Below are 13,453 nucleotides of genomic sequence, written 5' to 3'. Positions count from 1 at the left end.
AATAAGTGGTGGGTCGTGAAGGATTCGAACCTTCGACCAATTGGTTAAAAGCCAACTGCTCTACCGACTGAGCTAACGACCCATCTAGGTATTACGATAAAAATGTTCACTTATTTTGGCATCAACAATGCGAATAATAAGTGGTGGGTCGTGAAGGATTCGAACCTTCGACCAATTGGTTAAAAGCCAACTGCTCTACCGACTGAGCTAACGACCCATCGAGGTATAACGCTGATTTATGCACTTTCAGTAAAGTGGTGGGTCGTGAAGGATTCGAACCTTCGACCAATTGGTTAAAAGCCAACTGCTCTACCGACTGAGCTAACGACCCATCTAGGTATTACGATAAAAATGTTCACTTATTTTGGCATCAACAATGCGAATAATAAGTGGTGGGTCGTGAAGGATTCGAACCTTCGACCAATTGGTTAAAAGCCAACTGCTCTACCGACTGAGCTAACGACCCATCTGGTGTTGCGCTGATTTATGCACTTTCAGTAAAGTGGTGTGTCATTAAGGATTAGAACCATTCGACTGATTGGTTAAAAGCCAACTGCCCTAGCTTTATAAAAAGCGACTGAGCTAACGACCCATTGTACTACTGACTATCTCACTAAATACCACTAACTTATTCTATTCATTAGAGTAAGTGGTGGGTCGTGAAGGATTCGAACCTTCGACCAATTGGTTAAAAGCCAACTGCTCTACCGACTGAGCTAACGACCCATTTACTGGTATTTCACGCCCCGAACGACCTCGCCGCTCTGAGGGCGCCTATAATACCTTTTTCATCTTCTCATGCAAGCGCAAATTCCCAATTTTTTGTCGTTTGCATGAAAAACAGACTAAGAGTATGTTTTTTAGTTAATTACGCTTTAATTGCAGCCAGTTGCTGCTGTGCAATGCGTGCTGCGGCGCTGTTTGCGTAATCTTTGACAACTTGTTGGTAGTATTGCATCGCACCAGCTTTATCACCGGTTTTCTCGGCGATCATGCCAAGCTTCACTAAACTATCGCCACGTTTATTAGAATCACTAAAACGATCAACCACAGTTTTGAAGGCTTGTTTGGCTTCTGCAAATTCGCTCTTATTAAATAATAGCTGTCCTAACCAATAGTTCGCATTCGCAGCATACACAGAGTCTGGATATTGTTTGATAAAAGCACGGAAGGCAGGAATAGCATCGTCATACTTACGCTCTTTTAAGACTAAGTTAACGGCATTTTCATAACTTGCAGTTTCACTTAAACTACTTGCGGCAGCATTGGTCGATACCACAGAGGGGATTGATGTCGCTGCAGCTGCAGGTGCGGCAGATGCCTTTGAGGATAAATTAGCAAGCTCATCATATAACTGACGCTGACGCTCTTGCATCTGCTCAATCTGATAATTCTGTTGTTCGGTTAAACCGCGTAAATCGAGAACTTCCTGCTGCAGTGTATCAAGACGACGTTGCATCTCGAGCTCACTTTGTTGTCTCGATTTTACAATACGTTCGATACGAGCAAGTCTGTCATCACCCGAACCACCAGCAATATCTTCCACAGGAGCAGGCGCTGCAACTGCAGCGCCCGCACCAAGGAACATTGCCGTAATTAAGACGGCACGTTTCATTGTGTTACTCTCCGAGATTCAATCTTAGTAAACTAAAACTGCACGACGGTTTTTGCCAAAACCTTCATCAGTGCGAGAAAAATCAAGTGGTTTTTCTTCGCCATAGCTGACTACGCTCATTTGGCTTGGCTGTACGCCCATACCTTGTAGGTATTTAGCAACGGCTTTAGCACGACGTTCGCCCAGAGCAATGTTGTACTCAGGAGTGCCACGCTCGTCCGCATGACCTTCAATCAGTACGCGCACACTTGGGTGCTCAACTAAGTAAGTACCATGAGCTTCTAATACAGCGGCGAATTCAGTTTGAACTTCACTGCGGTCGAAATCGAAGTAAATGATGTGTTCTTTTCTCAACTCTTCTAACTGCTGACGTTGCTGCTCTTCAGATGACAACATAGCACCCACACCACCAGTTTGAATGCCACCATTCAGTTCGCTACCTGAACCGTTTGTTGAGCCCATTGCATCAGTTTCTGATTCTGAAGTTGAGCTACATGCACTAATAGCCATAATTGGAAGTGCTACCAACATAGCTTTTAACAACTTATTCAGATCCATTACGTGTTCCTTATAAAATTAAATGTGATTAAATCAAGGTATAACATTAGAGAAACGGAGACCAAGAAGGTGATTTCACCTCGCCTTGACCCACGGGTAATCTCGCTTTAAAGCGTCCATCCGTAGAAACAGCTGCCAATACTTGCTTACCTTGGTGTGTAGTGCCATATATGACCATAGTACCATTAGGCGCCACACTTGGGGATTCATCCAAGCGTGTAGAGGTTAGCACCTGCATAAAACGCGTATTTAAATCCATACGCGCAATATTAAACTTACCGTTAGTACGGTTAACAAAAATCATACTACGTCCATCTGGCGTAATTGAACCACCAAGGTTCCATTCACCTTCAAATGTTTCACGACTCACTTTACCTGAACTTAACTCTACGCGATAAATTTGCGGTCTACCACCACGTTCAGAGGTGAAAATCAACGACTTTCCATCAGGATACCATGATGGTTCAGTATCGATAGCATAGTGATTGGTAATACGTTTAATCGCTTTTGTCGCAATATCGATAACATAGATCTCAGGCTGACCATCCTTAGACAGCGTCACAGCCAAAGATTTGCCATCAGGAGAGAAAGCCGGCGCACCGTTAATACCAGGGAAAGAGCTCACTTTAGTGCGCACTTGGGTATAAAGGTCTTGTACGAAAATCTCTGCTTTTTTATTTTCAAAGCTAACATACGCCAAACGACGCCCATCAGGCGACCAAGTGGGTGACATTAATGGCTCAGGTGAGCGCAGTAACATTTGCTCGTTAAAACCATCATAGTCAGCAACCATCAACTGATAAGGTGCTTTTTGAGTATGATTGACCACGACGTAGGAGATCCGCGTTAAGAATGCACCGCGAATACCGGTTAACTTTTCATAGACGATATCGCTAATTCTATGACCATATTGACGAAATTGTGCTGCTGAAATCACAGTTTGGCGACTGTCCATCAAAAATTCTGTAGCACTGACTGAGCCTTTCAATGCTTGGTTTTGTGCTTTAACTAAATCGATTAAATCAAAGCTCACCAAATACTGATCGGTTCCGTAAGGTTTCACAGTACCTAACACCACAGCTTCTGCGCCAACGCTAGACCATGAACTAGGTTGAAACTGAGCCAAAGCACCAATATTGCGCTGAGGTAGTCCGAGCTCGTCTAAAGGTTTAAAGGTACCGCTACGAGCTAAGTCAGACATCACCACATCAGCAATCGCTTGTGGCGGTGCGCCAGGACCTTGCCATACAAAAGGCATCACAGCGATGGGACGCGCTGCGTCAACACCTTCTGTAATCACAATATCCAATGCCGCTTTCGCGGGGGTGGTGCACAGCAGAACTGCCAGTGCTAACCATTTTGCCAATATTTTCATGGTGCTCCTTTAATTAAACGTTGGTTCAACGATTAAGTTAATTTCTTTCATCAAGTTATAAACCGCAGGATCCGGAGACACAGGCAGTTTGCCCGCTTTCAAAATCGCCGCTTTTGCTGCACGACAAACGTTGGGATCACCACCTTTTGTTTGGCTGCTGATCACAAACCCATCATTCGCTAAACGCACAGAGACAGTACAAGTCTTTCCACGCATAGATTCATCCACTACCAAATTACGTTGAATAGTTGATTTTATCATTGCCTGATACTTACCGACTTCACTCTGCATCTGCTTATTCATGGTTTGCGACAGCGCCGCTTGCTCAGCCGCTAATGCATCAGCCATTTCCTGCTCTTGATCGGCAAGGGCTTTAGCATCCGCTTTAGCTTTAGCATCTGCTTTAGCTTTAGCATCTGCTTTAGCTTTAGCATCCGCTTTAGCTTTGGCATCTGCTTTAGCTTTAGCATCTGCTTTAGCTTTGGCATCTGCTTTAGCTTCCGCATCTGCTTTTTGCTTACGGTCAGTTTCAGCTTTCACTGCAGCAGCTTCTTCAACCTTACGTTTTTCAGCGGCTTTTTGTGCGGCGTCTTCAGCAACCTTACGCTCCTGCTCTTTCAGCTTACGGTCGGCTTCGGCTTTGACCGCCTTTTCCTTTTCCTGCTGCTGTTTCACCTGGGCTAGTTTGGTCGCTTCATTGACTTTTTGAATCTCAATTTCCTGCTGCTTACGTTCTTGCTCTAGCTGTTTAATCTGAGCTTGTTCGCGCTCGCGTGCCTGTTTCGCTTCTTGAGCTTTGCGTTCAAGCTCGGCTTGACGTTCTTGCTCACGGCGTTCGGCATCACGCTTTTCTTGCTTAAGTTTCTCAACTTGATTAGCCACTTTTTGCTGATCAACCATAACAGCTTTGATTGCTGGTGCGCTAACTTGTTGCATAGGCTCAGGTTTGTGAGAAAAATCTATTCCTAACGCCAGAATAATTATCACGCCAATATGAATACCCGCTGAAATTGACAGAGGTAATGTTACATTTGACTTATCTGCCACCTATTTCTCCTTGGGTGAATCCGTCATCAAACCGACTGATGGCACGCCAGCTTGCTGCAGTGTCACCATCAACTGAATCACTTTATCGTAAGGAATATTTCTATCGGCTTTAACCACAACAGGACGCTCAGGTTCAGTCACGATAAGTGCAGCCACTTCCGTTGCCAATTCTTCCAAATCCATAGGCACATTCGTTGAACCGCCTTTATTGAGGAAGTAATCACCATCACCATCGATTGAAGCAACAATGGGCGGTTTACTGTCATTGGGTAAAACTTCTGCCGCCCCTTGAGGCAGCTCAACTTTGACCCCTTGGGTCACTATGGGTGCTGTTACCATAAAAATAATTAACAGCACGAGCATGACGTCGATATAAGGCACCACGTTGATTTCAGCAACGGGGCGGCGACGTTTGCGCTGATAAGCTGGTTGCATTATGCCCCTTCCTTCTCACTGTATGCTTGGCGATGCAAAATGCTGGAGAACTCTTCCATAAAGTTTGCGTAAGCCATTTCTAATTTATCGACTTGAGTCGAGAAACGGTTGTACGCAATTACCGCTGGAATTGCAGCAAATAGACCCATAGCCGTTGCAATCAAAGCTTCAGCAATACCGGGGGCAACCATAGCTAAGGTCGCGTTTTCCATCGAACCAATAGCGATAAAAGAATTCATGATCCCCCATACAGTACCAAATAAACCGATATAAGGGCTAGTCGAACCAATCGTAGCTAATAACGGTAAGTTAGCTTCTAACTTTTCCATTTCGCGAGACAAGGTCACACGCATAGCTCGCGATGTACCATCCATGACGGCATCGGGCACTTTGCTATTTAATTTATTCAAGCGTGAATATTCCTTAAAGCCAGTCACAAATAATGACTCTAAACCGCTATTATCTGGACGAGATGATAATTCTTTATACAAACGGTTTAAATCAACACCTGACCAAAATTTGTCTTCAAACTTCGCCGATTTACTTTTTGCGGATGTCAGTAAGCTACGGCGTTGTAAAATCACCGTCCAAGACATCACCGACAAGCAAAGTAAAGTGAACATAACAAATTTCACTAATAAACTGGCTTGTAAAAATAACCCAACAATCGACATATCAGCTTGCACTGTCAAACTCCTGCACAATATTTAAGGGAATAGCTCGGGGACGCATACGTGATAGCGCAACACAAACAACCAGCACTGTGCCTTCACAATAACAGTCTCCCTGTTTATCGACCAAGCGTTGATGAAAGATCAACGAGGCCTTTTTCAACTCTATGACCTTAGTTTCAACAATAAGGTTCTGTTCAAAACGTGCTGCTTTGCGAAAATCGAGTTCCGCACGCTTTACGACAAAAGCAGTGTCGTCGGCTAATAACGCAGTCTGACTCACGCCAAGGGCTTTTAGCCACTCGGTTCGCGCGCGCTCAAAAAAGTTGAGGTAGTTCGAATGATAGACAACGCCACCAGCATCGGTGTCTTCGTAATAGACTGAAATTGGCCAATGAAACATCATTTGAAAATAAGCAAATTTTGGTTGAAAAATTGACGCTTACTATACCTAGGGAAACAAGACTTGTGAATGACCCGATGAAGATATAGATAGGAATAGCGCGGGTTTCAGATGAATAGGGGCAATTGTAAAAGAGAATGGGGTCAAACGACCCCATTTTATTAACATAGTTAGTTATTTTGCGATAGCTTGTGGCAAGGTTAAGCCAAAACTCTGCCACAAGAAACTGTAGATGTCGGCAAATTCGTCGATCTTCATCGCCGTGGGCTTACCCGCTCCATGACCAGCATTTGACTCGATACGCATAATGACTGGTTTATTGCCCAGCTGCTTCTCCTGCAGCATGGCCGCAAACTTGAAACTGTGTAATGGCACAACACGATCATCATGATCCGCTGTCATTACCATAGTCGCAGGATAAGCTTGCGCTTTTACATTGTGATAGGGCGAATAAGCCAATAGCGCAGGGAATTGCTCTGCTTTATCGGCACTGCCGTATTCACTCGTCCAAGCCCAACCAATAGTGAACTTGTGGAAACGCAGCATATCCAACACGCCCACGGCAGGTAATACGGCAGCAAAAAGTTCAGGACGTTGAGTCACAGCAGCGCCCATCAACAGACCACCATTACTGCGGCCATAGGCACCGAGTTTAGAGCTGTTGGTGTATTTTTCGCTTACCAGATATTCCGCAGCAGCATAATAGTCATCAAACACATTTTGCTTTTTGTCGAACATCCCCGCTTGATGCCAGCTTTCGCCATACTCAGCACCGCCACGTAAACTCGGCACAGCATAAATGCCGCCCATGTCTAACCAAGCGATATTGGCAGGGCTAAAACGTGGTGTCATCGAAATGGCAAAACCACCATAGGCATAAAGTAATGTCGGATTTTGACCGTTTTTCACTAAGCCCTTTTTATAGGAGAGCATCATAGGCACACGCGTACCGTCTTTGCTACTATAGAAAACCTGCTCAGAAACATAGTCATCGGGATTAAACGAGACTTTGGGTTTAGCAATGACAGTTGAACCACCAGTTTTAAAATCAAACTTATAGGTGGTTTCAGGCTGAATATAACTATTGAACACATAATAGAAATAATCTTTGCTGGCTTTACCAAAAGGCCCTGCCACATTGCCAAGACCAGGCAATGTCACATCTTGACGCTTCTGACCACCCATACTGTAAATCGATAATTGACCTAACACATCATGTAAATAACTCACCACTAAATGGTCATTAATAATGGCGACATTATTAATCGGATCTTTAGACTCAGGAATAATCGTTTGCCATTGCGATTTATCACTATTGCGGGTGTCAATCGCAATCACTTTACCATTAGGCGCCTCTAAATCGGTTTTGAAATAAAACACTGAACCATCATTACCGAGAAACTCATATTCAGCTTCTAATTTGAGGATCAATTCCACCACTTGGGATTTAGGCTCAAATAACGATTTATAGAAGAAACGATTACGCTTATCCGTACCTTGAGAAATCGACAGTAATAAGTATTCACCTTTCTCAGAGACATCAATACCAAAGCCCCAATCTTTATTCTGTGGACGCTCATAAATCAATAGATCTTGATGTTGGTCTGTACCTAATTTGTGATAATACACTTTTTGGTTAAAATTAACGTCAGCTAAGACATCACCCCCTGCTGGGGCATCATAACGGGCATAAAACACGCCTTGGTTTTCTTTATCCCACACTGCGCTAGAAAATTTAATCCATTTCAGTTCATCGGCCAGTTTCTTACCGGTTGCGATATCAACGAACTGCCATTGCTGCCAATCTGAGCCAGAATTTGAAACGCCATAAGCTAAAATTTTACCGTCATTACTCACAGCAACGCCGGATAAGGCAACAGTACCATCCGCAGACAGTTTATTTGGGTCAAGAACAGGCTTTTCAACACCATCTAAACCTTTAACGTACAAAACCGATTGCGCCTGTAGGCCATCATTACGGTAGTAAAATTGATTGTCGCCGTTTTCAAACGGAGCAGAGACTTTTTCGTAATTCCAAAGTTCTGTAATACGTTCGACCACAGCTTGTTTATTGGGGATCTTAGCGAGGTAGGCTTGACCAAAGTCTTGTTGTTCTTTTACCCACTCTTCAGTTTCAGGCGTATTGGCCTCCAGATGACGATAAGGGTCGGCCACTGCGACACCATGAATGGTTTCGACGAGGTCATCTTTTTCAGTAACAGGGTAAACGAGTTTAGTTGCGCTTGCCTGCTCAGTCGAATTTTGCTCAGGTGCATTGCCACTTTGGCAGGCACCGAGTGCCATCCCCAATGTGGCCACTAACAAACCTTGCTTTGCAAGGCGAAATCTTAATGCCATCGTGTTGTCGTCCTTCTTATGGTTTCGGGCTTAAGGCCTTTTCAGCAAGTACTATACAAGCAAAAAAAATCATGGCAATGGCGTAACTTAATATGAAGTTTTTTAAGCTGTATCGTGAATTTAACAAAATAGCAGCAAGGATAAGCTTATTGAAGTGTATTATTATGCATTAATAGTGAGTTATAAGTTATTAATCAAGGTAAATAGTGACTTAAGTGATATAAGTCACCTTTATAGCCATTAGAATTACTAATGTTTATGGGCAATTTTTCTCGTTTGTTTTACAACAGGTTTCCCAATAGAATGTGCTTGTTTTCAGGAGATAACTGCTTGCAGATATCGAAAACAAAGAACTTTTAAACTGGTGTGTTCCCAACACTTCAGTTTCTTTTCTGGTTCTTATGCTTGACTTCCTTCCTTCAATTTGTTGATTGCAAATGCATTATTTTTGCGGCCCGCTTAGTTTAAGCGGGCTTTTTTTTAGCATTTCAAACACTATCCTGATTATTGCAACGGCCAAGTTTTATACTTCATCTATATTACTCGTACTTATCCCACTCTCGCTTTCTGCAGTACTTGTTGAGGTAGATATGTCATATCTACAAATTAAAAAATCTCATTATTTTTACCCATACGCGCAAATTGAGCGAATCATTCGATTAAAGTGGCATACTGCCTGAACTCTCCTTCTTTTAAAAACGACAATGCCAAGTCATAAACTTGGCATTGAAAAATACTTAAAACCTAGGTAAAACAAACACTACAAAGGTTTACTGATCCGTATAACAACACGACGGTTACGCGCCCTTTCATCCATATCATCATTGGAGGCCACGTGACGACGCTCACCATGCCCGAATGTGACAATACGATCTTGAGGAATACCACTGGCAACAAAGAACTCTTTTACCGACGCAGCTCGTGTATCCGACACTTTCTGGTTTACTGAACGGCCACCATAACTGTCGGTATACGCATCCACCAGCACTAACTCTACCAAGGGATCATAGGCTAAATATTCTTGCACCCGAGACAGTTGTTGCTGGGAGAAACGAGTTAAATCGGTACCGCCTTCATCGTAATTTAATACAGTAAAAGCAATATCTTCAAAGCTATAGGGCAATAAATGCGCTAGACAAGCTTTAAACTCAGTATATTTACGGCCAAAATTAGCTGAAGACAAACCCACAGCTATCTTATTCGACTCATTATACCAATCAGCATAGTAGAACGTTGGTTCCATACCGCGACTCAACTCTGCTAACATAGACCAAGCTGCGCGCTTAGGCACTTCCCCGTTAAAGTACTTTTGATAATGTAATGAAGTGATCTCTTTCGATACCACACCAGGACGCCACTGTGGCGCACGGCTAATTAATTTCGCCTGCGTCACTTGATCAGGTTTTACCCACATATCTAAGGTAAAAGTCATATTCTGCTGTTTACCCGCTTCACTGGTAAAAATTGCTTTACCGTAAGAAGGAATATCATGCTCAAGGCGACAGACGATGGGAGTATTTTCACTCACTCGCCACTGAGAATCACTTAAAGAGGCGACATAATGGCGCAACTCTGCCATTGCAGTTGCTGGAACGCATAAAATTGATACTAATATCAGTTTTCGCCACATAGCCTTTACTCATGTTTAATCGGTTACATGGCTTTATCGGCAAACTATTTAGTTCCTTTAGCTCATAAAACCACCAATCAAGCATGACACACCCCAACACATTTAGCATAATAGCGCCCTGTGAATTTTCTTGAGTACTTTATGAGTGACATTTGCGACGCGAACAAATTGAAATACCGATTTCGAGGCTACTTTCCCGTAGTCATTGATGTCGAAACTGCGGGCTTCAACTCTCAAACCGATGCGTTGCTAGAAATTGCCGTCACCCTACTAAAAATGGACAATGAAGGTGTGATAGGAATCGATAAAACCCTACACTTCCACATTGAGCCCTTTGAAGGCGCAAATTTAGAACCCGAAGCGTTAGCGTTCAACGGTATTGATCCCACTAATCCGTTACGGGGAGCGGTGAGCGAAAAAGAAGCCTTTTTAGAAATATTTAAAGCCGTGAAGAAAGCCCAAAAAGCCTCCGACTGCCATCGCAGTATCATAGTGGCGCACAATGCGGCATTCGATCATGGTTTTGTGAGTAAGGCGATAGAACGTTGCGACTTAAAACGCTCGCCGTTTCATCCTTTTGCCACCTTTGACACAGCAACGCTCGCCGGACTCGCCATTGGTCATACCGTACTTGCCAAGGCATGCATTATGGCGGGTATTCCCTTCGATAATAAAGAAGCCCATTCGGCGCTATATGATACCGAACGTACCGCGGAGCTTTTTTGTCATATCGTGAATCGTTGGAAATCATTAGGTGGCTGGCCATTACTGGCTGTGGATGCGCAGGATGCAAGTGGTACTGAGGCATAAATTTAGCGGTTCTCACTAGATCTTAAGCCATTTAAAAACAAAAAAGCTGCCATTGGCAGCTTTTTTCATTTAACAGGCGACTGTGATTAGAAAAGTACTAATTACAGTGAGCTTGCGTTTTCAGACAGGTAAGCAGCAACACCTTCAGTGCTTGCATTCATACCTTTATCGCCTTTTTCCCAACCAGCAGGACAAACATCACCGTGCTCTTCATGGAATTGCAGTGCATCGATCATACGTAGCATTTCATCAACGTTACGGCCTAATGGCAGATCGTTAACGACTTGATGACGAACCATGCCTTCTTTGTCGATCAAGAATGAACCACGGAAAGCCACACCCGCTTCTGGATGCTCAACATCGTATGCTTTACAGATTTCATGTTTAACATCAGCCACTAGCGTGTATTTAACTTGGCCAATACCGCCTTTTTCAACTGGGGTGTTACGCCATGCATTGTGGGTAAACTGAGAATCGATAGACACACCAATCACTTCTACGCCACGCTTAGTGAACTCTTCCATACGGTGATCAAAAGCGATCAACTCTGATGGGCAAACGAAAGTGAAGTCAAGTGGATAGAAGAATACGACGGCTGGTTTGCCTTTGATGGCTGCAGTCAAGTTAAAGCTATCAACGATTTCGCCAGAACCTAATACAGCTGCAGCAGTAAAATCAGGAGCCTGACGGCCTACTAATACGCTCATTTTATATCTCCATCTATGAGTTGAACTAAGTGTAAGGCAAGATGCCTTCTAGCCAGTATGTTCTCAACCTAGGTCAAGTTAAATCCTTACTGATTAAAAGGTGTTCTTACCAATCAAATCCTTAGGCATTATAAGTCGTGTGCTGTGCCTTACAACCTATTTAAGACCAATATCACATTTTTCAAGGGTATTTCCGTTTTGCCTGACTAAGGATAGAGCAATCTGCGTATCCTGTGTGCGGAGCAATCCACATTCGGCTAACAGACAAAACCCAGCATGATCACATTTTCAGATATTTTTCAGATAAGCCCTCGGCAAACTGGACATCCACTGCCTTTGCAGTCGAAAATAGCTCCTTTGGCTTAAAGAATTAAGAAAATTGATAATGAATGCAGTCGTAATTGCAGTGTGCTTAATGTTAGCACTCAGTTTAGCTAGGGTGAATGTGGTTATTGCCCTGACCGTGAGCGCCCTCGTGGCGGGATTGGTAGGCGGAATGGATCTGCACCAAACTATAGATGCCTTTAATACAGGCTTAGGTGGCGGCGCACAAATTGCGCTCAGTTATGCATTATTAGGCGCCTTCGCTGTCGCACTATCGCATTCAGGCTTAACGACGCTGATTTCTAGAAGCATCATTAGTAGCCTTGGACAAGATCCTAATCCCACTAACACTAACTGGGTACGCTGGTTACTGCTGTTATCGCTACTCGTCATGTCGATGGCTTCACAGAATATTTTACCGATCCATATCGCCTTCATTCCGATTTTAGTGCCACCACTCTTACATGTGATGACCAAACTGAACATCGACCGTCGCCTTGTGGCTTGTGTTCTCACCTTCGGCCTAGTCACCACCTATATGATTTTACCGATTGGGTTTGGTGGCATTTTCTTAAATGATATTCTGCTTTCCAACTTAACCAGCAATGGCTTAGCCGCTGCTCGCGAGCAAATTCCGCCAGCCATGTTAATCCCTGCCGCGGGTATGGTCGTAGGGTTACTCACTGCAGTATTCATCAGTTACCGTAAACCTCGGACTTACGACGAGGCAAAAGTGTTGGTCGCTGAACCTGAAGAAAATCTCAACAAACGCAATATCATCATTGCTGCACTGGCAATATTAGCCACTCTCATCGTACAACTTGAAACTGACTCTATGATTTTTGGCGCCTTAGTCGGCTTCATGATTTTCAGTTTTTCGGGTGCCTTGAAGCATGTCGCCGACCAAGATATCTTCAACCAAGGTGTGCGAATGATGGCCAATATCGGCTTTATCATGATTTCAGCCGCAGGCTTTGCCGCTGTAGTGAAAGAAACCGGTGAAGTGGGTACGCTTGTGGCCTCGCTTAGCGACATCATTGGGGATAATAAAGCCCTCGCAGCCTTTTTGATGCTACTGGTTGGGCTACTGATCACTATGGGAATTGGGTCGTCTTTCTCCACCATTCCAATTATCGCGACGATATATGTACCATTGGCATTAAGTTTTGGTTTTTCAGTAGCGGCCACAATCGCGTTAGTTGGCACTGCCGCCGCGCTGGGTGATGCGGGCTCGCCAGCATCAGATTCCACCTTAGGTCCCACTGCAGGTTTGAATGCCGATGGTCAACACGATCACATTCGTGACAGCGTGATCCCAACATTTATCCACTACAATATTCCACTATTAGTGTTTGGTTGGATTGCAGCAATGGTGTTGTAAGTGTTATCGCAGATGTTTACATTACCGTATTAGAAAGTAACAACAGCGCGGCATTCTCCGCGCTGTTTTTTATCGCGGGTATTCACTTTTATTGCGGGCTGCTGGTTAACTCAGTGATTCACTCGATAACTAACGTAAT

General features: G+C 43.9%; 12 protein-coding genes and 6 tRNA genes. 2 read left to right on the top strand and 16 right to left on the bottom strand.

All coding sequences use genetic code 11. The features are described from left to right. Positions 1-6 precede the first annotated feature (6 nt). From KFE26_RS06370 to motY, 15 genes are all read right to left on the bottom strand, one after another. Positions 7-82, bottom strand: a tRNA-Lys gene (locus tag KFE26_RS06370). A gap of 59 nt (positions 83-141) precedes the next feature. Then, positions 142-217, bottom strand: a tRNA-Lys gene (locus KFE26_RS06365). A gap of 38 nt (positions 218-255) precedes the next feature. Continuing rightward, positions 256-331: transfer RNA gene (locus KFE26_RS06360), tRNA-Lys, on the bottom strand. 59 nt (positions 332-390) lie between these two features. Then, positions 391-466: transfer RNA gene (locus KFE26_RS06355), tRNA-Lys, on the bottom strand. A gap of 37 nt (positions 467-503) precedes the next feature. Next, positions 504-592: transfer RNA gene (locus KFE26_RS06350), tRNA-Lys, on the bottom strand. A 58-nt stretch (positions 593-650) separates the two neighbouring features. Further along, positions 651-726, bottom strand: a tRNA-Lys gene (locus tag KFE26_RS06345). Positions 727-868: 142 nt separating this feature from the next. Next, positions 869-1,615, bottom strand: a complete 747-nt coding sequence (gene ybgF / locus KFE26_RS06340; protein ID WP_028760345.1) for a tol-pal system protein YbgF — start codon at positions 1,613-1,615, stop codon at positions 869-871. A gap of 24 nt (positions 1,616-1,639) precedes the next feature. Next, entirely contained in the window at positions 1,640-2,173 is a 534-nt protein-coding gene (gene pal, locus KFE26_RS06335) for a peptidoglycan-associated lipoprotein Pal (RefSeq protein WP_028760346.1), read from the bottom strand. Positions 2,174-2,219: 46 nt separating this feature from the next. Then, positions 2,220-3,548 (bottom strand): Tol-Pal system beta propeller repeat protein TolB, encoded by a 1,329-nt coding sequence (gene tolB / locus KFE26_RS06330; protein ID WP_028760347.1) that lies wholly within the window; start codon positions 3,546-3,548, stop codon positions 2,220-2,222. A 9-nt stretch (positions 3,549-3,557) separates the two neighbouring features. Continuing rightward, positions 3,558-4,595, bottom strand: a complete 1,038-nt coding sequence (tolA, locus tag KFE26_RS06325; RefSeq protein ID WP_212599932.1) for a cell envelope integrity protein TolA — start codon at positions 4,593-4,595, stop codon at positions 3,558-3,560. Further along, positions 4,596-5,030 carry a protein TolR gene (gene tolR / locus KFE26_RS06320; protein WP_113938780.1) on the bottom strand — a complete coding sequence of 145 codons (435 nt, stop codon included), beginning with the start codon at positions 5,028-5,030 and terminating at the stop codon, positions 4,596-4,598. Further along, positions 5,030-5,716, bottom strand: coding sequence for a protein TolQ (gene tolQ, locus KFE26_RS06315; RefSeq protein WP_028760350.1), 687 nt, complete (start codon positions 5,714-5,716; stop codon positions 5,030-5,032). The genes tolR and tolQ overlap by 1 nt, the downstream gene beginning before the upstream one ends. After that, on the bottom strand, positions 5,706-6,107 hold the full coding sequence (gene ybgC / locus KFE26_RS06310) for a tol-pal system-associated acyl-CoA thioesterase (protein ID WP_006081251.1): 402 nt from the start codon (positions 6,105-6,107) through the stop codon (positions 5,706-5,708). The genes tolQ and ybgC overlap by 11 nt, the downstream gene beginning before the upstream one ends. Positions 6,108-6,278: 171 nt before the next feature. Further along, complete coding sequence (locus KFE26_RS06305; RefSeq protein WP_212599931.1) at positions 6,279-8,462, bottom strand: prolyl oligopeptidase family protein; 2,184 nt, start codon at positions 8,460-8,462, stop codon at positions 6,279-6,281. Between the two features lie 760 nt (positions 8,463-9,222). Next, the gene (motY, locus tag KFE26_RS06300; RefSeq protein ID WP_113938782.1) at positions 9,223-10,092 is read right to left on the bottom strand and encodes a flagellar protein MotY; all 870 of its coding nucleotides are present in this window, start codon (positions 10,090-10,092) and stop codon (positions 9,223-9,225) included. A gap of 141 nt (positions 10,093-10,233) precedes the next feature. Between motY and rnt the strand changes: the two genes are divergently transcribed. Further along, on the top strand, positions 10,234-10,902 hold the full coding sequence (gene rnt, locus KFE26_RS06295) for a ribonuclease T (protein ID WP_113938783.1): 669 nt from the start codon (positions 10,234-10,236) through the stop codon (positions 10,900-10,902). A gap of 101 nt (positions 10,903-11,003) precedes the next feature. Here rnt and KFE26_RS06290 read toward each other — a convergent pair whose 3' ends face one another. Further along, positions 11,004-11,609: a peroxiredoxin C gene (locus KFE26_RS06290; protein ID WP_006081247.1), complete on the bottom strand. Its 606-nt coding sequence runs from the start codon at positions 11,607-11,609 to the stop codon at positions 11,004-11,006. Positions 11,610-11,994: 385 nt separating this feature from the next. On the opposite strand from KFE26_RS06290, the gene KFE26_RS06285 reads away from it, so the two are divergent. After that, positions 11,995-13,314 carry a Na+/H+ antiporter family protein gene (locus tag KFE26_RS06285; protein ID WP_168823896.1) on the top strand — a complete coding sequence of 440 codons (1,320 nt, stop codon included), beginning with the start codon at positions 11,995-11,997 and terminating at the stop codon, positions 13,312-13,314. Positions 13,315-13,453: the final 139 nt, after the last annotated feature.

It is taken from the genome of Shewanella sp. M16 (assembly GCF_018224605.1).
Classification (GTDB): Bacteria; Pseudomonadota; Gammaproteobacteria; order Enterobacterales; family Shewanellaceae; genus Shewanella; species Shewanella oncorhynchi.
The sequence above is the reverse complement of the archived record's forward strand: the minus strand, read 5'-3'. Positions and strand labels throughout refer to the sequence as shown.